Genomic DNA, 21505 nt, shown 5'->3' with positions numbered 1-21505 from the left:
GATGTCAGTTGGTTCCAAGGAACTTGCCCCTGCACAGCTTGACGGGTTCGACAACGAGCGTCTTGTTGAAGAACTCCGGAAGGCCAAGGAGGAACTGTTCAACCTGCGTTTCCAGTCCGCCACCGGTCAGCTGGAAAGCCACGGTCGCTTGCGCGTTGTAAAGCGCGACATCGCCCGCATCTACACAGTGCTGCGCGAACGCGAGCTGGGCATTCGCCCGGACGTCGCCGCTGCCGCACCGGTGGAGAAGGCCTCCAAGAAGGCTGACAAGGAAGCCAAAAAGGCCTCCAAGAAGGCTGAAAAATCTGAGGAGGACGCCAAGTGAGCGATTCTGTGAACAACATTGAAGAAGGCGTCACGGCGCCTGTCCGCAACGAGCGCAAGAAACTGCGCGGCTACGTCGTCTCCGACAAGATGGAAAAGACCATCGTCGTCGAGGTCGAGGACCGCGTGAAGCACGCACTCTATGGCAAGGTTCTGCGCCGCACCTCCAAGGTGAAGGCCCACGATGAAGAGAACAGCGCCGGCATCGGCGACCTGGTCCTCATCAGCGAAACCCGGCCGCTCTCCGCTACCAAGCGGTGGCGCCTGGTCGAGATCCTCGAGAAGGCCAAGTAAACCTTCAGCTTCGTGCTGATTGATTACCCCTGTGGTGGGCCCGTCACCGTTCGCGGTGGCGGGCCCACGCTGCGTTAATGCCCGACGGCGGCCGGCCGTGGAGCCGGCCCCAGCGGCCGGTCCCGCAGCACCTGGCCGAGCGGGCACTTAACGTGGATGTGCCGCTGCAACACCCCCGTTAAGTGCCCGTTGGGCCGGGGTGGGCGGCAAGCGCAAGGTGTGGTATCGCCGTCGTGCTAGGATTGTCTATTGCTGCGCCTTTTCTGTGCCGCCGTTTTCGGCAGTGGCAGTGGGTGCGCAATTACCTCGTAAATGCTCGTGCCACTACAAACTGCCGTTCGAATCATGGATCAGTCCATCAACCGGTGCGGAAAGTGCAGTTGGCATGAGGCATTTAGGCGTGTGCTGGCAAAATCCAGGCACGTCGAGAGACATCCCGATCAATACGTTCCGCAAGGCTTGTCCACAGCTGGATTGTGGCCAAGAACCGGCGCGACGAACAGGAGACACTAGTGATTCAGCAGGAGTCGCGGCTTAAGGTCGCCGACAACACGGGGGCCAAGGAAATCTTGACCATCCGCGTTCTCGGTGGGTCTGGGCGCCGCTACGCAGGCATTGGCGACACAATTGTCGCTACCGTCAAGGACGCAATTCCCGGCGGAAACGTAAAGAAGGGTGACGTCGTCAAGGCTGTCATCGTTCGTACCAAGAAGGAACGCCGCCGTGCGGATGGTTCCTACATCAAGTTCGACGAGAATGCAGCAGTGCTTCTCAAGAACGACGGGGACCCCCGTGGAACCCGTATCTTCGGCCCGGTTGGCCGTGAACTTCGTGACAAGAAGTTCATGAAGATCATCTCGTTGGCTCCGGAGGTGCTGTAACTGATGGCAAAAATCAAGAAGGGTGACCTGGTTCAGGTCATCACAGGCGGCAAGCCCGAACGTGGCGGCGACCGTGGCAAGCAGGGCAAGGTCCTGAAGGTTTTCCCCGAGACCAACCGCGTGTTGGTTGAAGGCATTAACCGCGTCACCAAGCACACCAAGGCCGGCCAGACGGAACGTGGCACCAACACCGGTGGCATCGAAATCGTTGAGGCACCCATTCACATCTCAAACGTTGCCGTGGTGGACCCGTCCACCAAGAAGCCGACCCGCGTTGGCTACCGCATCGAGACCGTTGAGCGCGATGGCCGCGAGCGTCAAGTACGCATCCGCGTTGCCAAGGCCTCGGGGAAGGATCTGGCATGAGCGCCGCAGTTGCAGAGAACACGCCCAAGATCACGCCCCGCCTGAAGACCCGCTACGCAGCGGAAATCAAGGCGGCGCTGGTTGAGGAATTCAAGTACGCGAACGTCAACCAGGTTCCGCGCCTGGTCAAGGTCGTTGTCAACATGGGTGTTGGAGATGCCGCCAAGGACTCCAAGATCATTGACGGCGCCGTCCGCGACCTCACCGCCATCACCGGCCAGAAGCCCCAGGTTTCCAAGGCCCGCAAGTCCATCGCACAGTTCAAGCTGCGCGAAGGCATGCCGATTGGTTGCCACGCAACCATTCGCGGTGACCGCATGTGGGAATTCCTGGACCGCCTGGTCACGCTGGCACTGCCCCGCATCCGCGACTTCCGCGGCCTGAGCGACAAGCAGTTTGACGGCAATGGCAACTACACCTTCGGCTTGACCGAGCAGGTTATGTTCCACGAGATCGACCAGGATTCCATTGACCGCGTACGCGGCATGGACATCACTGTCGTGACCACCGCCAAGACCGATGACGAAGGCCGCGCGCTGCTCAAGGCGCTTGGCTTCCCGTTCAAATCCGAAGATAAATAATCTACGTAAAAGGTCCGTTCCGTTGGTTCAGCCTGTCGAAGCCTGATTTCGACAAGTTCCGCCCACGTGAAGGAAACCGTTACGAGGAAGGGCAAGCGCCCAAATGACAATGACAGATCCTGTCGCAGACATGCTTACGCGTCTGCGCAACGCAAACTCGGCACACCACGATTCCGTGACCATGCCGTTTAGCAAGCTTAAAGGCCACATCGCCGACATCCTCAAGGCCCAGGGTTACATCGCTGGCTGGAAGGTTGAAGACGCCGAGGTTGGCAAGAAGTTGACCATCGACTTGAAGTACGGCCCCAGCCGCGAGCGTTCAATCGCCGGCCTGCGCCGCATCTCCAAGCCCGGGCTGCGCGTTTACGCAAAGTCCACGAACCTCCCCAACGTGTTGGGTGGTTTGGGTGTCGCCATCCTGTCGACGTCCTCCGGTCTTTTGACCGACCGTCAGGCTGCCAAGAAGGGCGTGGGTGGGGAAGTCCTCGCCTACGTCTGGTAGTAGAGAGAAGGGAAAGAATAATGTCACGTATTGGACGTCTCCCCATCTCCGTGCCTGCCGGCGTCGAGGTCAAGGTTGAAGACAACCTGGTCTCCGTCAAGGGCCCGAAGGGATCGCTTGAGCACACTGTGCCCAGCCCCATCCTGGTCGCTCTCGAAGAGAACACCATCACGGTTACCCGCCCCAACGATGAGCGCGCCTCGCGTTCACTCCACGGCCTGACCCGCACCCTCATCGACAACCTGATCATCGGTGTCACCAAGGGCTACGAGAAGAAGCTGGAAATTGTTGGTACCGGTTACCGCGTCGTCGCCAAGGGCGCCAACCTGGAATTCGCCTTGGGCTTCAGCCACCCGGTTGCCGTTGAGGCACCCGAGGGCATCACACTGACCGTTGAGAGCCCCACAAAGCTCTCCGTGTCAGGCATTGACAAGCAGCAGGTGGGCGAAGTTGCTGCCAACATCCGCAAGCTGCGCAAGCCCGACCCGTACAAGGGCAAGGGCGTTCGCTACGCTGGCGAGATCATCCGCCGCAAGGTCGGAAAGGCTGGTAAGTAACCATGGCACTGTCCGTAAGAGGAAAGTCCAAGGCCGCAGCACGCGGCCGTCGTCACCTGCGCGTTCGCAAGCGCGTCAGCGGCACCACCGTGCGTCCGCGCCTGGTGGTCAACCGCTCAGCCCGCCACGTATTCGTGCAGGTCATTGACGACACCCAGGGTGTAACCCTGGCGTCGGCGTCGACCCTGGAAGCAGACCTGCGCTCCTTCGAGGGCGACAAGACTGCCAAGGCAAAGCGCGTCGGCGAGCTCGTAGCCGAGCGCGCCAAGGCTGCCGGCATCGACGCTGTTGTGTTCGACCGCGGTGGCAACCGCTACCACGGCCGTGTCGCAGCCATTGCCGACGGCGCACGTGAAGGCGGTCTGGCACTGTGACCGAAAACATTAACAAGGAGAACACTGTGTCAGAAGCAACTGCAGCTGACGGTTCCGCCGCGACGGCTGACGCCGCAGCAGCAACCACCGGCCGTGGTGGCCGAGACGGTGCACGCGGGGGTCGCGATGGCGGCCGTGGCGGTCGTGACGGCGGCCGTGGCCGCGGTCGTGACGGTGGCCGCGAGGCCGAGAAGAACCAGTTCATCGAGCGTGTTGTCAACATCAACCGCGTCGCCAAGGTGGTCAAGGGTGGCCGTCGCTTCAGCTTCACCGCCCTTGTGATCGTCGGCGACGGCAACGGCATGGTTGGCGTCGGCTACGGCAAGGCCAAGGAAGTGCCCGCGGCCATCGCCAAGGGTGTTGAGGAAGCGAAGAAGTCCTTCTTCCGCGTTCCCCTCATTGGCAAGACCGTTCCGCACCGCGTCCAGGGTGAAGCCGCTGCCGGCGTCGTCCTGCTGCGTCCGGCTGCTGCCGGTACCGGTGTTATCGCCGGTGGCCCGGTCCGCGCCGTACTGGAATGCGTTGGTATCCACGATGTGCTGTCCAAGTCACTCGGTTCTTCCAACGCCATCAACATTGTTCACGCAACCGTTGATGCACTGAAGCGCCTGGAAGACCCCAAGGCTGTTGCGGCCCGCCGCGGACTGCCCTTGGATGAGGTTGCTCCGGCCGTGCTGTTGCGCAATATGCAAAAGGCAGGTCTGTAATGACTACACCGAAGAACATTCAGCCTTCCGACGCGAAGCTGAAAATCACCCAAATCAAGGGCGTCGTTGGCGCCAAGCAGAATCAGAAGGACACCCTTCGGTCCCTGGGTCTCAAGCGCATCGGTCACACCGTTGAGCGCTCTGCCGACGCAGTGACTGCAGGCATGGTCAACACGGTTCCGCACCTGATCAAGGTTGAGGAGACTAAGTAAAGTGGCTGAGAAGAATACTGCTGAAAAGCAGAACGCACTGAAGGTTCACCACCTTCGCCCGGCACCGGGTGCCAAGACGGCCAAAACCCGTGTTGGCCGTGGTGAAGGATCCAAGGGCAAGACCGCTGGCCGCGGCACCAAGGGCACCAAGGCCCGCTACCAGGTCAAGGCCGGCTTTGCCGGCGGCCAGCTGCCGCTGCACATGCGCCTCCCGAAGCTTCGCGGCTTCAAGAACCCGTTCCGCGTCGAGTTCCAGGTTGTCAACCTGGACAAGCTGAACGAGCTCTTCCCCGAAGGCGGCGTTGTCACGGTCGACACCCTGGTTGAGAAGGGCGCCGTTCGCAAGAACCAGCCCGTGAAGGTGCTGGGCACCGGCGACATCACCGTCAAGGTTGACGTCACCGCCCACGCATTCTCCACCAGCGCAGCAGAGAAGATTGCTGCTGCCGGCGGATCGACCACCGAACTCTAATAAGTTCGTGGATGCGCACATCTAGCGATTAGACTCTTGGTGGGCGGAGCACTTGTTCCGCCCGCCAGGAGTCTTTTGCGTAACTGGCCCCGCGGCGCCCGGTTTCCGTGTTGCCGGCCGCGGTTTCAGTGCGAGCCAGATCACCCACTAGAATCAATCCTTGGGTTTCACTTGAAAACCCACCTACTTACTACATATCAGGAGGACGCTTGCTTACCGCATTTGGCCGCGCCTTTCGCACGCCTGATCTGCGACGCAAGTTGTTGTTCACGCTGGGAATCCTCGCCATCTTCCGCTTGGGTGCATTCATCCCCTCGCCCGGAATCGACTACCGCAATGTCCAGCAGTGCGTGAACTCGGCTAACACAAGCCAGGGGATCTACCAGCTTGTCAACTTGTTTAGTGGCGGCGCCCTGCTGCAGGTTTCCATCTTCGCACTGGGAATCATGCCCTACATCACTGCCAGCATCATCGTCCAGCTCCTGCGCGTGGTCATTCCCCGCTTCCAGGAACTGCACCTTGAAGGCGCACAGGGACAGGGCCAGCTGACGCAGTACACGCGTTACCTCACCATTGCCCTGGGCCTGCTGAACGCCACCACCCTGGTGACGCTGGCCCGGTCCGGACAGCTGTTTGCCGGCTGTGGTGCAGCAGGAACGTCCGGAGCATTGATTCCGCATGACAACCTGATCACCATCAGCCTGCTGATAGTCACCCTGACGGCCGGCTCCGGCCTGATCATGTGGATGGGCGAACTCGTCACCGAGCAGGGCGTGGGCAACGGCATGTCCCTGCTGATCTTCGTGGCCATCGCCGCCCAGTTCCCGACTTCCCTCGGCGCCATCTTGAAGACCCAGGGTGTGGGCACGTTCTTGATCGTGATGGTCCTCGGCCTGGTGGTCATGGGACTTGTCGTATTCGTGGAGCAGTCCCAACGCAGGGTGCCGGTCCAGTACGCCAAGCGCATGATCGGACGGCGCACCATGGGAGGGACCAGCACCTACATTCCCATCAAGGTGAACATGGCCGGCGTCATCCCCGTCATTTTCGCCTCCTCGATGCTGTACCTGCCGGCCCTGCTGGCGCAGTTCGCTACACCCAAGAACAGTACGAACATTCCTGCGTGGATTGAGTGGATCAACAACTACCTCACGCGTGGCGACCACCCCATCTACATGCTCATGTACTTCCTGCTGACTGTTGGCTTTACGTACTTCTATGTCGCAATCACTTTCGATCCTGAAGAAGTCTCTGACAACATGAAGAAGTACGGTGGGTTCATCCCCGGCATCCGTGCCGGCAAGCCCACCCAGGATTACCTGCAGTACATCATTTCGCGCGTCACGCTGCCGGGAGCCCTCTACCTGGGCATCGTCGCCCTGATTCCCCTCATCGCACTGGTCATGGTCGGGGCAAACCAGAACTTCCCGTTCGGCGGGACGTCCTTGCTGATTGTGGTCGGCGTCGGGTTGGAGACGGTCAAGCAGATCGACGCGCAGCTACAACAACGGCACTACGAAGGGTTATTGCGATGACAAGAATGCTGATCATTGGGCCTCCCGGGTCTGGAAAAGGTACGCAGGCGGAGCGGATCTGTTTGGAGCTGGGCATTGTGGCCATCTCCACCGGTGACATCTTCCGGGCCAACGTCAAGGGTGAAACACCCCTGGGCGTGGAAGCCAAGAAGTTCATCGACAACGGTGACTTCGTCCCTGACAGCGTCACCAACCGGATGGTCCGTGACCGGCTTGCCCAGGACGATGTGGCGGAGGGATTCCTGCTTGACGGCTACCCCCGCACCACCGCCCAGGTGGACGAACTGGACAACATTCTGGCCACGGCCGGAGTCCAGCTCAATGTGGTCGTGCAGCTGACGGCGGACGACGAGGAACTCGTCAAGCGCCTTCTGGGACGGGCCCGTGACACGGGACGCAGCGATGACAACGAATCTGTCATCCGCCACCGCCTGGACCTGTACCGTGAACAGACCGAAGTTGTGGTTGCCCGCTATGCGGAGCGCGGCATCCTCGCCAAGGTGGACGGGCTGGGCGACATGGACGATGTCACCGCCCGCATCATGGATGCAATCAAGAACGTTTAGCACCACCCGGCACGCACTGTTGGTGCCATCTTAATTGCCAGGGCTCCTTCCCGCAGTGTGGGGAGGAGCCCTGGAACGTTTCCAGCGAAGGGATCCGCCATGGCCATGGGCCAGCAAAGGATTGAGTACAAGACCATCGACCAGATGCGCACCATGCATCGCAGCGGGCTCATCCTTGACGACGCGCTCAACCAGACAGTGGCCGCCGCGGCCCCCGGTGTGACCACCGGGGAGTTGGACGCCCTGTTTGCCTCACTGATCAAGCGGGCTGGCGCCACCTCCAATTTCCTGGGCTACTACGACTACCCGGCGTCGATCTGCACCTCGGTCAACGAAGAAGTGGTCCACGGGATCCCCGGGGCGCGCGCACTGCAGGCCGGGGACGTGCTGTCCATTGACGGCGGGGCCATCGTGGAGGGCTGGCATTCCGACTCCGCCCGCACCACCATTGTGGGCGGACCGGATGCCGAGGACCCCCAGGACCGCCGCCTCAGCGACATCACGGAGGAAGGCATGTGGTGCGGAATTGCCGCCATGGCCTCCGGCAAGTACGTGGGCGACATCGGCAACGCCATCGACGACTATGTCACCTCGCAGCCAGGCCAGGCGCTGGGCATCCTGGAGGACTATGTGGGGCACGGCATCGGATCGGCCATGCACATGGCCCCGGACGTGCTCAATTACCGGGCCCGGCACCGCGGACCCAAGCTGAAGCCGGGCATGTGCCTGGCCCTGGAACCCATGCTGGTCCGCGGGAAGCTGGAGACCAAGACCCTGGCCGACGACTGGACTGTGGTGACCCTGGACAAGGCGCGGGCTGCCCATTGGGAGCATTCCGTGGCCCTGCACGCCAAGGGCATCTGGGTGCTCACCGCGGCCGACGGCGGTGCGGAGCGGCTTGCACGCTACGGCGTCACCCCGGTGCCGGTGGGCTGATCCGGCCCCTACGCCACGGCACTTTTTGCCTTTGTGCCCCCTCCCGCCACTTCGTGGCCGGGTGGGGCACAAGTGTTTAAGCCGCGTTTCCCCGGCGTCCACCTTTGCGCCACCCGGGATGCGGAATGACTGCATAACTTGGTGGTTGACACGGCAGCGGACCCGCCCACAGGGCGTGCGGACCGGCCTGCCCCACCAGCAAAAGGAGTGCAGCCACATGCGCATTTATGCCCACCGCGGGGTCTCAGCACACTATCCAGAAAACACGCTGGCGGCCTTCGCCCGCGCCGTGGAGCTCGGGCTTGACGGCATTGAACTGGACGTCCACCTCTCGGCCGACGGGGTCGCCGTCGTCATTCATGACGAAACAGTTGACCGCACCACCAACGGCATCGGCGTGATTGCAGACTTTACGGCACGGCAGCTGAACCTGCTCGACGCCGGCCACCGCCAGCATGTGCCCACGCTGGCCCAGGTGCTTGAGCTGGCGGCCGGCAAGGTGCGGGTGAATATTGAGATCAAGGACGCGGCCGCGGCCGGGCCAGTCCTGGAGGCCGTGGGCCGCCACCCCGAACTTGACTGGTTTGCCTCCTCCAGCAACTGGCAGGCACTGGCCGCGATGAAGCAGCAGGCCCCGGGCAGCGACTGCTACCCGCTCACCCTCGGCCGCTTTGCCGGCCCTGAGGCGCCCGGCGCCGTGGCGGAGGCACTGGATTTCGCGGTCCTGCACGGCAGCTCAGGCGTGTCCGTCTGGGAGGCCGCCCTGGACCAGGACATGGTGGACATGATTCATTCCCGCGGGCTGGAGGTCTGGGCCTGGACGGTGAACGACGAGGACCGGGCCCGGGAGTTGGTGCTGCTCGGCGTGGACTCGCTCTGTGTTGACGATCCCGAGCTGATCCGCAACGCCGTGTCGAGGGCAGGGCTGGCCGGTGCAGCTAACAAGTAGCCGGGCTGCGGCGGCTGCCGTGGTGAAGGGCAGCCCGCGCCCAAAGGCGGCAAACAAGCGCTGGACGCCACGCGCACGCCGTGATGCCTGGGTGTTCCTGGCCCTGGCGCTGCCCAACCTGGTGTTGATTGCCTTCTTCACCTACCGGCCGCTGTTTGTGAACATGTACTACTCCACGCTGGATTGGACCCTGGGTTCCATGGACGCCACCGTGGTGGGCCTGGGGAACTACATTGAATTCTTCACCTCGGGCGACGCCCCGGCCGTGCTCGGCGCCACCGCCATCTTCACGGCGGCGACAGTGGGCGGGTCCATGGTGTTGGGCCTGCTGGTGGCCGTGGCGCTGAACCAGAAGGTGCCGGGGCGGACCATTGCACGGTCGGCCGTCTTTGCCCCCTACGTGCTGTCCGGGGTGGGCGTCGGCATGGTGTGGCTGTTTATCTTCGACCCGGTCTATGGGGCACTCGCGTGGATGCTGCGCGGCGTGGGGCTGGCCAGTCCGCAGTGGATCAACAACCCCAACCTGGCGCTCGCCATGGTCATCATCGTGTATGTGTGGAAAAACCTGGGGTACTGCGCTGTCGTGTACCTGGCGGGGCTCCAGTCGATGCCCCGGGATGTCCTGGAGGCTGCCGCCCTGGACGGGGCGGGGGCCCTGCGCCGCTTTTGGTTCATTTCCTTCCCGCTGCTGTCCCCGACCACGTTCTTTCTGCTGATCACCACCCTGCTCAGCTCGCTGCAGGCCTTCGACATCATCAAGATCATGGCGCCCACCGGCAACGGGACGGGCACGCTGATCTTCGAGTCCTACCTGCAGGCCTTCGGCGCCTACAACCGGGCCGGGTATTCGGCGGCCATCTCGGTGGTGCTGTTTGTCCTGCTGCTGGTCATGACCGGATTGCAGCTGCGCTTTGTTGAACGAAAGGTCCACTACGCGTGAGTACCCAAACAGCTGAATCCTTTGATGAACGCGCCACACGGTTCGACCCTGCGGGCGGAGCTCCGCCGTCGGGCAGCCAGGGCGATTCCCGGGACCGGCCCCTCTCCTGGCGAAACCTGGCCCGCACCGCCGCCACGGGCTACCTGCCCTTGCTGCTGGCCACGCTGGTGGTGGTGGCCCCGCTGGGCTGGATGGTGCTTTCCTCCCTGAAGGCCCCGGGCGAAATCATTACGACCAGCCTGAGCGTGCTGCCGCACAGCCCCACCCTGGACAACTATGCGCAGGCGGCCACCACGGTGCCCTTTGCCCGGTTCTTCCTCAACAGCGTGGTGGTCACCGTCATTGGCTCCACCATCAAGTGCGTGCTGGCCGTGCTGACGGCCTACGCCCTGGTGTTTGTGAATTTTCCCTTCAAGAAGGCGATCTTCCTGGCCATCCTGGTGGCACTGATGGTCCCCCCGCAGGTTTCCGTGCTGCCCAACTACATTTTCATTGCCGGGCTGGACGGGCTGAACACCTACTGGGGCATCATCCTGCCGGGCCTGGGGACGGCATTTGGCACGTTCCTGCTGCGCCAGCACTTCCTAACCCTGCCGGCGTCCATCCTGGAGGCGGCGGAAATTGACGGCGCCGGGCACTTCCGGCGGCTGTGGCAGGTGGTGGTGCCCATCTCCGGCCCCAGCATCGCCACCGTGGCGCTGGTAACCATCGTGGGGGAGTGGAATGACTACATTTGGCCCCTCATCGTCACCGACAGGCCGGAGATGATGACCCTGCCCGTGGGCCTGACACTGCTGGCCAACAGCGACTCGACCTCGCAGGCCTGGGGCGTGCTCATGGCGGGCGCCGTCATCGTCATCATCCCCATCCTTGTTGTTTTTGCCGCCCTGCAGCGCTTCATCGTTGCCGGCCTGACCCAGGGCTCCGTCACCGGCTAGCCCCATCCGATTTCCTCTCCACTGAAGCTCCCTGAAGAAAGAGAAACCCATCATGTCATCATCACTGAACCGCAGACATTTCCTCTCCGTGGCCGCACTCGGCCTCGGTGCAGCCACCCTGGCGGCCTGTGGCGGCCCCAGCACCTCCGGTGCCGGCGCCACGGCGGCCACCACCGACTGGTCCAAGGTCAAGCCGGCCGCCAAGATCACGTTCATGTCCAGCCACCCCGGCAAGTCCGCTGACATTGAGGCCCAGCTCATCAAGGAGTTTCAGGCCGCCAACCCCGGCATCACCGTTGACCTGGTCACAGGCGGCGCCAACTACGAGGAAGTCGCCCAGAAGTTCCAGACCGCCCAGGCCGGCAACAACGTCCCGGACGTGGTTGTTGCCTCCGACGTCTGGTGGTTCCGGTACGCCATCGCGGACACCGTGGTGGCCAATGACGCGTTGTTGAAGGCTGTGGGGGATGCCACCGGCGGCTTCAACGCCACCCTGTTTGGCGACTACAGCTATGCCTCCAAGCACTGGGCTGTGCCGTACGCCCGCTCCACCCCGCTGTTCTACTACAACAAGGACCACTTCAAGGCCGCCGGCCTGCCGGACCGGGCACCCAAGACATGGGACGAATTTTCACAATGGGCGCCCAAGATCCAGGCTGCGAACGCCAAGAAGCCGGGCTACCAGCACGCCTACCAGTACCCGGCGCTGGCCGGATATGCCGGCTGGACGCTGCAAAACGTGCTGTGGGGCCAGGGCGGCGGCTGGTCCAAGGAGTGGACCCTGACGGCAAACTCGGCGGAATCCGTCAAGGCCATGCAGTGGGTCCAGGACACCATTGTGAAGGACGGCTGGGCGGGCGTCTCTTCCAAGGACGCCGTTTCCGACATGACTGCCGGGGCTGTAAGCGCCACCGTCAGCTCCACGGGCGACCTGGTGGGCACGCTCAAGGCGGCCAAGGCGGCCAACATGAACATTGGCGTGGGCTTCCTGCCCGGCGGCCCCGTCTCCGCATCGCCGGTGTGCCCCACCGGCGGGGCCGGGCTGGTCATTGCCTCGAAGACCTCCCCGGAGCGCCAGCTGGCCTCCGCAAAGTTCGTCTCCTTCATGACCAATGCCCAAAGCACAGCGAAGTTCTCGGCAGCAACGGGCTACATGCCTGTCCGCACCGACGCCGACATGGCTGCCGTGCTGGCCACCACCCCGCAGATCCAGGTGGCCCTGGACCAGCTGAAGGTGACGCGCAGCCAGGATTATGGCCGCGTGTTCCTGCCCGGAGCGGACCAGGAAATGGCGGACGCCGCGGCGAAGATCATGAACCAGAAGGCGGATGTCAAGGCCACCCTGACGGCGCTCCAGGACAAGCTGGATGGCATCTACACAAAGACGGTCAAGCCCAAGCTCAAGGCCTGACGCGGACGGGGAGGATAATCGGGGAAAAGAGGGCGGCGGCAGGACACCAGGGGGTACGGCATGGCGAACGGGAACGCAACGGCTGGGACGGGGGCCATCACCGATGTCCCCGGCATCCGGGTCGGGAACGCGCAAAGGCTCGACGGCGGCTGGCTGTCGGGCGTAACCGTGGTCCTGCCGCCGCCGGGCACCATCGGCTCGGTCGATGTGCGCGGCGGCGGTCCGGGAACCCACGAAACCGACGCGCTTGACCCCACCACCCTGGTCCCCACCGTGGATGCGGTGGTGCTGACGGGCGGCAGCGCCTACGGGCTCGCTGCCGCCGGCGGCGTCCAGCGTTGGTGCGAACAAAACGGGCTCGGCTTTGCCGTGCCGGGCGGGGTGGTGCCCATCGTCCCCGCCGCTGCAATCTTTGACCTGGGCCGCGGCGGCGACTTTGCCGCCCGGCCGGGCGACGCCATGGGGTACGAAGCGGCACTGGACGCAGCCCGCCCGGCCCGGGCTGCCGCCGTCGTGCGTGGCAACGTGGGTGCCGCCGTCGTGCGTGGCAACGTGGGTGCCGGCACGGGTGCGGCCATTGGCGGCGGGACGTTCAAGGGCGGGCTGGGGACCGCATCGGTGCGGCTCGCGGGGGACAACAGCGGTGTCGTGGTGGGCGCCCTGGCAGTGGTGAACGCGGCGGGGCTGCCGTGGCAGCCCGGGATGCAGGCTCCGCCCGCCGGGCCGGGCCTGAACACCACGCTGGTGGTGGTGGCGAGCAACGCCGTCCTGACCGTGGCGGAAGCCCACAGGACAGCGACAGCCGCCCACGCGGGAATGGCTAGGGCGCTGAACCCCGTCCACACCCTGGTCGACGGCGACACGGTATTTGCCCTTGCCACGTGCGAGCTCGAGCTGGTCCGCGACCCGCAGCTGCCCGTTGCCGCCATGGTTGAGCTGCAAAGTGCCGCAGCCGAGGCCGTGCGCCTGGCCATCCTCGACGGCGTGGCGAGTGCGGAAGCTGTGAAAACACCGGCCGGTGAATGGCTGCCGTTCCCACTTCAGGGCGCTTAAAGTCACAGCTGTTCCACCATTGCCCAATTTAACTTATTTGGCGCTTTGCCGTAGAGTGGGTTGTTGGTTGTCTGTGCCCGCCCTCGCGCGGGGTCCGCAGCAGGGAATGGCTGTGCGCCAAATCCCGGCTCAGCGGCAGCAGGCAAACAAACCATGAGTAGTAAATCCAATGCTGGCGGTGTTGGGCCCGGTCTGGGCCAGGCGGCGCCGGCGCAACAAAGTTAGCGGAGGATATGGCCAAGAAAGACGGGGTCATTGAGATCGAGGGCGTTGTGACTGAAGCGCTGCCCAATGCGATGTTTCGTGTTGAGCTGACGAACAAGCACATCGTTCTTGCCCATATCTCAGGAAAAATGCGCCAGCACTACATTCGTATCCTCCCTGAGGACCGGGTTGTGGTGGAGCTGAGCCCTTACGACCTCACCCGTGGTCGTATCGTCTACCGCTACAAATAACCACAACTGCAATCACGCAAAGGAATGCCATGAAGGTCAAGCCGAGCGTCAAGCAGATCTGCGACAAGTGCAAGGTGATTCGCCGTAACGGGCGCGTCATGGTGATCTGCGAGAACCCGCGCCACAAGCAGCGCCAGGGCTAATCCTCCTCAATTTCTTGAGGCAGGACCCGGGCAGCCGCTCACGTAAGTAAATAAATAAGGCAGCACAAGTTGGACGAAGGCGGAGCAATCCGCAACCGGCCAACGGACCCCCGGTCGGAGGCCGGGGCCGCATTGGAAGAAAATGCGGGTGTACTGTCTACGACCTCCGGTTTACCAAAGGAGCAGCCAGATATGGCACGTCTCGCTGGCGTAGACCTTCCCCGCGAAAAGCGGTTGGAAGTAGCGCTTACATACATCTACGGCGTGGGCAAGACCCGTGCAAAAAAAGTTCTTGCTGACACGGGAATCTCCCCGGACGTCCGCGTCAAGGACTTGACCGACGCTGAACTCGTTCAGCTGCGTGACAACATCGAAGGCAACTACAAGGTTGAGGGTGACCTTCGCCGCGAGGTGGCCGCCGACATTCGCCGCAAGGTTGAAATCGGCAGCTACCAGGGTATCCGCCACCGTCGCGGAATGCCTGTGCACGGCCAGCGCACGAAGACCAACGCTCGCACCCGCAAGGGCCCGAAGCGCACCGTCGCAGGCAAGAAGAAGGCCGGCCGCTAGTCCCCACTTGCCGGCCTGGAAAATTGCTTCGCAATTTTTTCAGGAACCTGGCAAGCGTGGGCCCAAGCGCCCGCCGCCCAAATAAAACTTTCGTAGGAGAATAAAATGCCCCCAAAGACTCGTGGAGCGGTTCGTAAGCCGCGTCGCAAGGATAAAAAGAATATTGCGCTGGGCCAAGCCCACATCAAGAGCACTTTTAACAACACCATCGTTTCCATCACGGATCCCAACGGTGCAGTCATCTCGTGGGCCTCGGCCGGCGAGGTTGGCTTCAAGGGCTCGCGCAAGTCAACTCCGTACGCTGCACAGATGGCTGCCGAGGCAGCTGCCAAGCGCGCCCAGGAGCACGGCCTGCGCAAGGTTGACGTGTTTGTAAAGGGTCCGGGCTCGGGCCGCGAAACGGCAATCCGTTCGCTGCAGGCTGCTGGTCTCGAGGTTGGCTCCATTCAGGATGTCACCCCCAGCGCCCACAACGGCTGCCGTCCGCCCAAGCGCCGTCGCGTCTAACGGCATATTGGCGGCGCCAAGTTGGCCTTTCCCCCCTTCCGCTCAAACCGGAGGGTGCGGGGGAGGGCCAACTTCGCCGCCGTTAAGTCGTCAGCCGCCATTTCCACTACCTGTGTTGCGTCATATAGCGGATGCTCGCTGAAAGGAAACCCCAGTGCTCATTGCACAGCGCCCCACCCTATCTGAAGAAGTAGTTTCCGAAAACCGGTCCCGGTTCGTCATCGAACCGTTGGAACCCGGCTTCGGTTACACCCTGGGAAACTCCCTCCGCCGGACCCTGCTGTCCTCCATTCCCGGCGCTGCTGTCACCAGCATCCGCCTCGATGGCGTCCTGCATGAGTTCACCACGGTTCCCGGTGTCAAGGAAGATGTCACCGAGATCATCCTGAACATCAAGGGCCTTTCCGTGTCCTCGGAGCATGACGAGCCCGTCGTTGCCTACCTGCGCAAGCAGGGCCCCGGCACCGTCACGGCTGCAGACATTGCCCCGCCGGCCGGGGTGGAATTCCACAACCCCGACATGCACATTGCCACGCTGAACTCGAAGGGCAAGTTCGAGCTCGAACTGACCATTGAGCGCGGCCGCGGCTACGTTTCGGCAGCCCAGAACAAGAGCGCGGATTCAGAGATCGGCCGCATCCCGGTTGACTCCATCTACTCTCCCGTCCTGAAGGTGACCTTCCGCGTGGAGGCCACCCGTGTTGAGCAGCGCACCGACTTCGACAAGCTCATTGTTGATGTGGAGACGAAGCAGGCCATCTCCCCGCGCGATGCCATCGCCTCTGCAGGAACCACGCTGGTTGAGCTCTTCGGCCTGGCCCGCGAGCTGAACACGGCCGCCGAAGGCATCGAGATCGGCCCGTCCCCGACGGACGCCGCCCTCGCCGCCGACATGGCCCTGCCGATCGAGGACCTGGACCTGACCGTCCGCTCCTACAACTGCCTCAAGCGTGAGGGCATCCACTCCGTGGGTGAACTCGTTGCTCGCTCCGAGGCTGACCTGATGGACATCCGCAACTTTGGTGCGAAGTCCATTGACGAGGTCAAGGCAAAGCTGGTTGAACTGGGCCTCTCCCTGAAGGATTCCCCTCCAGGATTTGACCTGGCCGCCCGTGCCGCTGCCATCGACGAAAACGACGACGCCTACGGCGACGACGAAGTCTAAAGACGAACAACCAACTTTGGTTGCCAGGGCGGCCGCGCCATTGCCGGCGTAGCCGCCCTGCGACCGACACTTGAGGAGAAACACCATGCCTACCCCCACAAAGGGTCCCCGCCTCGGCGGCGGAGCGGCTCACCAGCGCCTGATGCTCGCGAACCTGTCCGCTTCACTGTTCGAGCACAAGCGGATCACCACCACCCTGACCAAGGCCAAGCGCCTGAGCCCCTACGCAGAGCGACTGGTCACCTTCGCCAAGCGCGGGGACCTCGCCTCACGCCGCCGCGTGCTCGGCCTGATCAGCGACAAGGGCATTGTCCATGAGCTGTTCACCGACATCGCCAAGGCTGTCGAGAACCGCGACGGCGGCTACACCCGCATCACCAAGATCGGCAACCGCAAGGGCGACAACGCCCCCATGGCCGTCATCGAACTGGTGCTGGAGCCCGTCAGCCCCAAGCAGGCCGTTGTGAAGGAAGCCACCGCAGCTGCTGCTAAGGCTGCCCCGGTTGAAGAAGCTCCGGTTGAGGAAGCTGCTGCCGAGGAAACCGCCGTCGAGGAGGCCGCCGAGGCCAAGTACGCCGGCTCACGCCCCGCCACCGCCGACAACGAAGCCCCCGAGGGCTTCGAGGTCAAGGGCAACGAGGACTCCATGAAGTTCCACGTTCCCGGCTCGCGCTGGTACGACGCCACGGTTGCCGAAGTTTGGTTTGACACGGCCGAGTCCGCTGAAGCTGCCGGCTTCGCCCCGGCCGGCGGCGAAGCTGCCCAGGCTGTTGAAGCTGAGTAATCACGCTCCAACGCCACGGTAGACTTGTGGCCATGAACGAACAAGAACCCGCTGTCCCCACTCCTGGGGGCGGCGGGTTTTTGCGCGTCCGCCTGGACATCGCCTACGACGGCGGCCCGTTCAGCGGGTGGGCTGTCCAGCCGGGACGCCTCACCGTCCAGGGCGTGCTCGAGGAGTCGCTGGCCCTGCTACTCCGCCGGCCCGTCCGCCTCACCGTGGCCGGACGGACGGATGCCGGCGTGCATGCCCGCGGGCAGGTCGCCCACTTGGACGTCACGCCCGGGGAGTGGGAAGGGTTGCGGCGGGGGCACGACGTCGACCCTGCTGTTTCGTTGCGCCGTCGCCTCAACGGGGCGCTGGGCCGGGTGCTGGGGGCGCTGCACGGGACCGTGGAGGTTGCGGCCGCGAGCAAGGCCCCGGACGGCTTTGACGCGAGGTTCTCCGCCCTCTGGCGCCGGTACAGCTACAGGATTGCTGACGCCTCCGTGCGCCGGGACCCCCTCCAGCGCGCTGTCACACTGTGGCACAACCATGAGCTGGACGAGGCCTTGATGAACCAGGCTGCCCGGCCGCTGCTGGGCCTGGCGGACTTCCGGGCATTCGCCAAGCCGCGCGAAGGATCCACCACGGTCCGCACCCTGCAGCGGCTTGACTTTGAACGCGGACCGGACGGTGTGATTAATGTCAACGTCCAGGCGGACGCCTTTTGCCACAACATGGTCCGCGCCCTGGCCGGGGCCGCCATGAGGGTGGGCGACGGCCGCGAGCACCCGGGATGGATGCACCAGCGGCTGGTGGCCGGAATCAGGGATGCAAAGTCTGTTTTGGCGGCCCCGCATCCCCTGATTCTGGAGGAAGTCCACTACCCGGACGACTCCCTCATGTTGGAACGGGCCGAGCTGACGCGGGCACGCAGGTCGGTTCCGGAAGCCGCGGACAAGGGCTGCTGAGCCTTGGCCGCGACCGGCGTTCGTCCGCTTTGACCAGCGGGGCACTTTAACGCTATTGTTGGTAGTCGTTGTGCGTGTCCCATCTCGATACCACACGCCCTTGAAGGTCCGGTTGCAGGACTGCCAACTCAATGGGCGTCATCGAGTGGTGGATGGATAACTGGTGTTAGAGCCCTCACCTCTGTTCCGGTAAACGCATAGATAGCAGGTGTCAACCATCTGTGACACCACCTAAGAACAAGAAACGAAGGCAAAAACCGTGCGTACGTATACCCCGAAGCCCGGCGATATCAACCGTCAGTGGCACATCATTGATGCCAACGACGTTGTCTTGGGCCGTCTTGCCAGCCAGACCGCAACACTGCTGCGTGGAAAGCACAAGCCGACCTTCGCTCCCCACATGGACATGGGCGATTTCGTCATCATCATCAACGCCGAGAAGGTGGCCCTGACCGGCGCCAAGCTCGAGCAGAAGCGCGCCTACCGCCACTCCGGCTTCCCGGGCGGCCTCTCAAGCGTGAACTATGCAGAACTGCTGGAATCCAACCCGGTCCGCGCCGTGGAGAAGGCCGTCGCCGGCATGCTCCCGAAGACCAAGCTGGGCAACGCCCAGATTTCCAAGCTGAAGGTCTACCGCGGTGCCGAGCACCCGCACGCCGCCCAGCAGCCCCAGACGTTCGAAATTACCCAGGTCGCCCAGTAGTCCTGGCCACCAACCCAAATATTTATCAAGGAGAATCGTGGCTCAGAACACTGAAGAGCTGAACACCGAGGCCGTTGTGGCCGAGGAAGAAGTTTTGACCAGCTACACCAGCGAAAGCGCACCCGCCGCCGACGCAGCCCCCAAGAAGGAACGCCCGGCCCTGACGGTCTCCGGCGCAGCCGTTGGACGCCGCAAGCAGGCCATTGCCCGCGTGCGCGTGATCCCCGGCACCGGCAAGTGGGTCGTGAACGGCCGCGAGCTGGCCGATTACTTCCCGAACAAGCTGCACCAGCAGGAAGTCAACGACCCGTTCCGCATCCTCGACCTCGACGGTGCCTACGACGTCATCGCCCGCATCCACGGCGGTGGCCCGTCCGGCCAGGCCGGTGCACTGCGCCTGGGCGTGGCCCGTTCACTGAACGAGATCGACATTGACAACAACCGCGCCACCCTCAAGAAGGCCGGCTTCCTGACCCGTGACGCCCGCGTCATCGAGCGCAAGAAGGCAGGCCTCAAGAAGGCCCGCAAGGCATCGCAGTACTCCAAGCGCTAGAAACTCGCGCTCCCAAAAGGCCGGTCGCCCCGCGACCGGCCTTTTGGGTCCCCTGCGCGGTTTCCAGCGCTTGGCTCCATCCGCGCTGGCGTTGGACGCCCACCAAAAGTCCCCGGTTCGCAACGCGAACCGGGGACTTTTGCGTAACCACCCCCCCGCGCCCTGGACGCCCCTGGGCGGCTTTCCCAGTTGCATGATTTAGACTGGGCGGGATGTCTAGATTATTTGGAACAGACGGTGTCCGCGGATTGGCCAATGGCCTCCTGACGGCAGAACTCGCATTATCGCTGGCCCAGGCCGCCGCGGTGGTGCTCGGCCACGATCAGATGAGCGAGGGCAAACGGCCACGGGCAGTGCTGGCGCGGGACCCTCGCGCCAGCGGCGAATTCATCGGTGCGGCAGTCGCGGCGGGCCTCGCCAGCGCCGGCGTGGACGTCTATGACGCAGGCGTGCTGCCCACACCGGCCACGGCCTTCCTGATCGCCGATCTTGGCGCAGACTTTGGCGTGATGATTTCCGCCTCGCACAACCCCGCCCCGGACAATGGAATCAAGTTCTTCGCCCGCGGCGGCACCAAGCTGCCGGATGACGTTGAGGACGCCATTGAGTCACAGCTCCAACAGGACGCCTTCCGTCCGGTGGGCGTGGACGTGGGACGGATCCAGCGTTTCTCCGATGCCGAGGACCGCTACATCGTGCACCTGCTCGGCACGCTGCCGCACAGGCTGGACGGGCTGAAGATTGTGCTGGACTGCGCCAATGGAGCTGCCAGCGGCTGTTCACCCCAGGTCTTTACCGACGCCGGCGCCCATGTCACGGTCATCGGTGCGGAGCCGGACGGGCTGAACATCAACGCCGGGGTGGGGTCCACCCACCTGGAACTGCTGCAGGCAACCGTGCTGTCCACCGGGGCAGACCTCGGCATAGCGCACGACGGCGACGCCGACCGCTGCCTGGCCGTGGACCACGACGGCAACATCATCGACGGCGACCAGATCATGGCTGTGCTGGCCCTGGCCCAAAAGGAAGCCGGGGAGCTGAAGGACAATGTCCTGGTGGCCACCGTGATGAGCAACCTGGGCCTGAAGATCGCCCTCCGCGACGCCGGCATCACGGTCCGGGAAACCGCCGTGGGTGACAGGTACGTGCTGGAGGAAATGCGCCGCGGCAACTACACGCTCGGCGGCGAGCAGTCCGGCCACGTTATTTTCTCCGAGTACGCCACCACGGGAGACGGGCTGCTGACCGGCCTGCAGCTCGCCGCGCAGGTTGCCAAGACCGGCAGGCCCCTTCAGGAGCTGGTCCGTGCCATGACCAAGCTGCCCCAGGTGATGGTCAACGTCAAGGGCGTGGACAAGAGCCGGGCGAACATTGTGCCTGCCGTCAAGGCGGCCGTGGCCAAGGCCGAGGCCGAGCTGGGCGAGAGCGGCCGTGTGCTGCTGCGCCCCTCGGGCACGGAGCCGCTGGTACGGGTCATGGTGGAAGCCGCGGACGTTGACACGGCCAAGCGCATTTGTGACGAGCTGGTCACCGTGGTGCGCACCGAATTGGCGCTTTAGGACCGCTACGCGGGGATCGGCGGATCCCAAAGATCGGCTGATCGCGGCACAACTTTAAGGACGTGAGGGCGGCAACTCCGGTGGAGTTGCCGCCCTCAGTGGATGTTAGGGAATGTGGAGCCTATTGGCGCGATCGGAGCGAATCGCGGATTTCGGTCAGGAGGACGATCTGCGGATCCTCGGCGGCTTCTTCTTCCGTAATGCCGAGCTTGGCATTGCGGCGGGCAATGATGTGGTTCATCGGGACGACCACTGCAAAGTAAATGGCGGCGGCAACCAGGATGAAGTTCACAAGCACGGTGAGGAACACACCGAACTTGATCGCGTTACCGTTGAGGGTAACGAGGGCAAAGCTGTCGAAATTGGGGGAACCAAAAAGTGCTGCAATAAGCGGCATGAGTATGTTGGCTACGAGTGAGTTGACGACTGCACCGAATGCGGTACCCATGACGACGGCGACGGCAAGGTCTACGACGTTGCCCTTCATGATGAAATCTCTGAATCCCTTTAACATGCCA

30 protein-coding genes are annotated in these 21505 nt (G+C 63.4%); 29 read left to right on the top strand and 1 reads right to left on the bottom strand.

All coding sequences use genetic code 11. The features are described 5' to 3' along the window. The first annotated feature begins 1 nt into the window (after nt 1). From rpmC to glmM, 29 genes are all read left to right on the top strand, one after another. A complete protein-coding gene (gene rpmC, locus G6N77_RS16490) occupies nt 2–325 on the top strand; it encodes a 50S ribosomal protein L29 (RefSeq protein WP_165183259.1) in 324 nt (107 codons plus the stop codon). Continuing rightward, the gene (rpsQ, locus tag G6N77_RS16485) at nt 322–618 is read left to right on the top strand and encodes a 30S ribosomal protein S17 (RefSeq protein ID WP_370875213.1); all 297 of its coding nucleotides are present in this window, start codon (nt 322–324) and stop codon (nt 616–618) included. The genes rpmC and rpsQ overlap by 4 nt, the downstream gene beginning before the upstream one ends. A gap of 512 nt (nt 619–1130) precedes the next feature. Next, nucleotides 1131–1499 (top strand): 50S ribosomal protein L14, encoded by a 369-nt coding sequence (rplN, locus tag G6N77_RS16480; protein ID WP_054013196.1) that lies wholly within the window; start codon nt 1131–1133, stop codon nt 1497–1499. 3 nt (nt 1500–1502) lie between these two features. Beyond that, on the top strand, nt 1503–1865 hold the full coding sequence (gene rplX, locus G6N77_RS16475) for a 50S ribosomal protein L24 (RefSeq protein WP_165183258.1): 363 nt from the start codon (nt 1503–1505) through the stop codon (nt 1863–1865). Further along, nucleotides 1862–2446 (top strand): 50S ribosomal protein L5, encoded by a 585-nt coding sequence (gene rplE, locus G6N77_RS16470; protein WP_165183257.1) that lies wholly within the window; start codon nt 1862–1864, stop codon nt 2444–2446. The genes rplX and rplE overlap by 4 nt, the downstream gene beginning before the upstream one ends. 103 nt (nt 2447–2549) lie before the next feature. Beyond that, nucleotides 2550–2948, top strand: a complete 399-nt coding sequence (rpsH, locus tag G6N77_RS16465) for a 30S ribosomal protein S8 (RefSeq protein WP_165183256.1) — start codon at nt 2550–2552, stop codon at nt 2946–2948. A gap of 20 nt (nt 2949–2968) precedes the next feature. Beyond that, complete coding sequence (gene rplF, locus G6N77_RS16460) at nt 2969–3505, top strand: 50S ribosomal protein L6 (protein ID WP_165183255.1); 537 nt, start codon at nt 2969–2971, stop codon at nt 3503–3505. A 2-nt stretch (nt 3506–3507) separates the two neighbouring features. After that, complete coding sequence (gene rplR, locus G6N77_RS16455) at nt 3508–3879, top strand: 50S ribosomal protein L18 (protein ID WP_165183254.1); 372 nt, start codon at nt 3508–3510, stop codon at nt 3877–3879. Between the two features lie 26 nt (nt 3880–3905). Further along, nucleotides 3906–4586 carry a 30S ribosomal protein S5 gene (gene rpsE / locus G6N77_RS16450; RefSeq protein ID WP_262453050.1) on the top strand — a complete coding sequence of 227 codons (681 nt, stop codon included), beginning with the start codon at nt 3906–3908 and terminating at the stop codon, nt 4584–4586. Continuing rightward, the gene (rpmD, locus tag G6N77_RS16445; protein ID WP_165183252.1) at nt 4586–4798 is read left to right on the top strand and encodes a 50S ribosomal protein L30; all 213 of its coding nucleotides are present in this window, start codon (nt 4586–4588) and stop codon (nt 4796–4798) included. Before rpsE ends, rpmD begins: the two co-directional genes overlap by 1 nt. Nucleotide 4799: 1 nt before the next feature. Next, entirely contained in the window at nt 4800–5270 is a 471-nt protein-coding gene (gene rplO / locus G6N77_RS16440; protein ID WP_262453052.1) for a 50S ribosomal protein L15, read from the top strand. A gap of 209 nt (nt 5271–5479) precedes the next feature. Beyond that, complete coding sequence (gene secY / locus G6N77_RS16435; protein WP_165183250.1) at nt 5480–6805, top strand: preprotein translocase subunit SecY; 1326 nt, start codon at nt 5480–5482, stop codon at nt 6803–6805. A gap of 5 nt (nt 6806–6810) precedes the next feature. Continuing rightward, entirely contained in the window at nt 6811–7371 is a 561-nt protein-coding gene (locus G6N77_RS16430; protein WP_205678357.1) for an adenylate kinase, read from the top strand. 99 nt (nt 7372–7470) lie between these two features. After that, the gene (gene map, locus G6N77_RS16425) at nt 7471–8307 is read left to right on the top strand and encodes a type I methionyl aminopeptidase (protein ID WP_165183248.1); all 837 of its coding nucleotides are present in this window, start codon (nt 7471–7473) and stop codon (nt 8305–8307) included. Between the two features lie 217 nt (nt 8308–8524). Continuing rightward, complete coding sequence (locus tag G6N77_RS16420; RefSeq protein WP_165183247.1) at nt 8525–9256, top strand: glycerophosphodiester phosphodiesterase; 732 nt, start codon at nt 8525–8527, stop codon at nt 9254–9256. A 19-nt stretch (nt 9257–9275) separates the two neighbouring features. Further along, on the top strand, nt 9276–10196 hold the full coding sequence (locus tag G6N77_RS16415) for a carbohydrate ABC transporter permease (RefSeq protein WP_306987525.1): 921 nt from the start codon (nt 9276–9278) through the stop codon (nt 10194–10196). Between the two features lie 116 nt (nt 10197–10312). Next, nucleotides 10313–11134, top strand: coding sequence for a carbohydrate ABC transporter permease (locus G6N77_RS16410; RefSeq protein WP_205678355.1), 822 nt, complete (start codon nt 10313–10315; stop codon nt 11132–11134). A gap of 52 nt (nt 11135–11186) precedes the next feature. Then, the gene (locus tag G6N77_RS16405; protein WP_165183245.1) at nt 11187–12545 is read left to right on the top strand and encodes an ABC transporter substrate-binding protein; all 1359 of its coding nucleotides are present in this window, start codon (nt 11187–11189) and stop codon (nt 12543–12545) included. 60 nt (nt 12546–12605) lie between these two features. Continuing rightward, entirely contained in the window at nt 12606–13598 is a 993-nt protein-coding gene (locus G6N77_RS16400) for a P1 family peptidase (RefSeq protein WP_165183244.1), read from the top strand. Between the two features lie 233 nt (nt 13599–13831). After that, the gene (gene infA, locus G6N77_RS16395; protein WP_009358723.1) at nt 13832–14053 is read left to right on the top strand and encodes a translation initiation factor IF-1; all 222 of its coding nucleotides are present in this window, start codon (nt 13832–13834) and stop codon (nt 14051–14053) included. A 29-nt stretch (nt 14054–14082) separates the two neighbouring features. Beyond that, on the top strand, nt 14083–14196 hold the full coding sequence (gene rpmJ / locus G6N77_RS16390) for a 50S ribosomal protein L36 (RefSeq protein WP_011775570.1): 114 nt from the start codon (nt 14083–14085) through the stop codon (nt 14194–14196). A gap of 192 nt (nt 14197–14388) precedes the next feature. Then, nucleotides 14389–14766 (top strand): 30S ribosomal protein S13, encoded by a 378-nt coding sequence (gene rpsM, locus G6N77_RS16385; RefSeq protein ID WP_054012280.1) that lies wholly within the window; start codon nt 14389–14391, stop codon nt 14764–14766. Between the two features lie 105 nt (nt 14767–14871). Then, nucleotides 14872–15273 (top strand): 30S ribosomal protein S11, encoded by a 402-nt coding sequence (rpsK, locus tag G6N77_RS16380; RefSeq protein WP_054012279.1) that lies wholly within the window; start codon nt 14872–14874, stop codon nt 15271–15273. Nucleotides 15274–15427: 154 nt separating this feature from the next. Continuing rightward, on the top strand, nt 15428–16438 hold the full coding sequence (locus tag G6N77_RS16375; RefSeq protein ID WP_165183243.1) for a DNA-directed RNA polymerase subunit alpha: 1011 nt from the start codon (nt 15428–15430) through the stop codon (nt 16436–16438). 85 nt (nt 16439–16523) lie between these two features. Then, nucleotides 16524–17222, top strand: coding sequence for a 50S ribosomal protein L17, sunset domain variant (gene rplQ, locus G6N77_RS16370; RefSeq protein WP_165183242.1), 699 nt, complete (start codon nt 16524–16526; stop codon nt 17220–17222). Nucleotides 17223–17254: 32 nt separating this feature from the next. Further along, nucleotides 17255–18172: a tRNA pseudouridine synthase A gene (locus tag G6N77_RS16365; protein ID WP_165183241.1), complete on the top strand. Its 918-nt coding sequence runs from the start codon at nt 17255–17257 to the stop codon at nt 18170–18172. 259 nt (nt 18173–18431) lie between these two features. Continuing rightward, nucleotides 18432–18875 (top strand): 50S ribosomal protein L13, encoded by a 444-nt coding sequence (rplM, locus tag G6N77_RS16360; protein ID WP_165183240.1) that lies wholly within the window; start codon nt 18432–18434, stop codon nt 18873–18875. A 37-nt stretch (nt 18876–18912) separates the two neighbouring features. Continuing rightward, nucleotides 18913–19428 (top strand): 30S ribosomal protein S9, encoded by a 516-nt coding sequence (gene rpsI / locus G6N77_RS16355; RefSeq protein ID WP_165183239.1) that lies wholly within the window; start codon nt 18913–18915, stop codon nt 19426–19428. Between the two features lie 212 nt (nt 19429–19640). Next, nucleotides 19641–20987, top strand: a complete 1347-nt coding sequence (gene glmM, locus G6N77_RS16350) for a phosphoglucosamine mutase (RefSeq protein WP_165183238.1) — start codon at nt 19641–19643, stop codon at nt 20985–20987. Between the two features lie 121 nt (nt 20988–21108). Here the strand turns inward: glmM and mscL are convergent, their stop codons facing one another. After that, entirely contained in the window at nt 21109–21501 is a 393-nt protein-coding gene (gene mscL, locus G6N77_RS16345) for a large conductance mechanosensitive channel protein MscL (protein ID WP_165183237.1), read from the bottom strand. Nucleotides 21502–21505: the final 4 nt, after the last annotated feature.

The sequence above is a fragment of the Arthrobacter silviterrae genome, from assembly GCF_011045165.1.
Classification (GTDB): domain Bacteria; phylum Actinomycetota; class Actinomycetes; order Actinomycetales; family Micrococcaceae; genus Specibacter; species Specibacter silviterrae.
The sequence above is the reverse complement of the archived record's forward strand: the minus strand, read 5'-3'. Positions and strand labels throughout refer to the sequence as shown.

Coding starts and splice junctions, on each gene's coding strand:
- G6N77_RS16365 (WP_165183241.1), top strand. CDS start 17,255: ATGAACGAACAAGAACCCGCTGTCCCCACTCCTGGGGGCGGCGGGTTT.
- glmM (WP_165183238.1), top strand. CDS start 19,641: ATGTCTAGATTATTTGGAACAGACGGTGTCCGCGGATTGGCCAATGGC.
- G6N77_RS16430 (WP_205678357.1), top strand. CDS start 6,811: ATGCTGATCATTGGGCCTCCCGGGTCTGGAAAAGGTACGCAGGCGGAG.
- mscL (WP_165183237.1), bottom strand. CDS start 21,501: ATGTTAAAGGGATTCAGAGATTTCATCATGAAGGGCAACGTCGTAGAC.
- map (WP_165183248.1), top strand. CDS start 7,471: ATGGCCATGGGCCAGCAAAGGATTGAGTACAAGACCATCGACCAGATG.
- G6N77_RS16400 (WP_165183244.1), top strand. CDS start 12,606: ATGGCGAACGGGAACGCAACGGCTGGGACGGGGGCCATCACCGATGTC.
- infA (WP_009358723.1), top strand. CDS start 13,832: ATGGCCAAGAAAGACGGGGTCATTGAGATCGAGGGCGTTGTGACTGAA.
- rpmC (WP_165183259.1), top strand. CDS start 2: ATGTCAGTTGGTTCCAAGGAACTTGCCCCTGCACAGCTTGACGGGTTC.
- rpsH (WP_165183256.1), top strand. CDS start 2,550: ATGACAATGACAGATCCTGTCGCAGACATGCTTACGCGTCTGCGCAAC.
- rplX (WP_165183258.1), top strand. CDS start 1,503: ATGGCAAAAATCAAGAAGGGTGACCTGGTTCAGGTCATCACAGGCGGC.
- rpsK (WP_054012279.1), top strand. CDS start 14,872: ATGCCCCCAAAGACTCGTGGAGCGGTTCGTAAGCCGCGTCGCAAGGAT.
- rplF (WP_165183255.1), top strand. CDS start 2,969: ATGTCACGTATTGGACGTCTCCCCATCTCCGTGCCTGCCGGCGTCGAG.
- rpsM (WP_054012280.1), top strand. CDS start 14,389: ATGGCACGTCTCGCTGGCGTAGACCTTCCCCGCGAAAAGCGGTTGGAA.
- rplE (WP_165183257.1), top strand. CDS start 1,862: ATGAGCGCCGCAGTTGCAGAGAACACGCCCAAGATCACGCCCCGCCTG.
- rplQ (WP_165183242.1), top strand. CDS start 16,524: ATGCCTACCCCCACAAAGGGTCCCCGCCTCGGCGGCGGAGCGGCTCAC.
- rpmJ (WP_011775570.1), top strand. CDS start 14,083: ATGAAGGTCAAGCCGAGCGTCAAGCAGATCTGCGACAAGTGCAAGGTG.
- rplR (WP_165183254.1), top strand. CDS start 3,508: ATGGCACTGTCCGTAAGAGGAAAGTCCAAGGCCGCAGCACGCGGCCGT.
- G6N77_RS16420 (WP_165183247.1), top strand. CDS start 8,525: ATGCGCATTTATGCCCACCGCGGGGTCTCAGCACACTATCCAGAAAAC.
- rpmD (WP_165183252.1), top strand. CDS start 4,586: ATGACTACACCGAAGAACATTCAGCCTTCCGACGCGAAGCTGAAAATC.
- G6N77_RS16405 (WP_165183245.1), top strand. CDS start 11,187: ATGTCATCATCACTGAACCGCAGACATTTCCTCTCCGTGGCCGCACTC.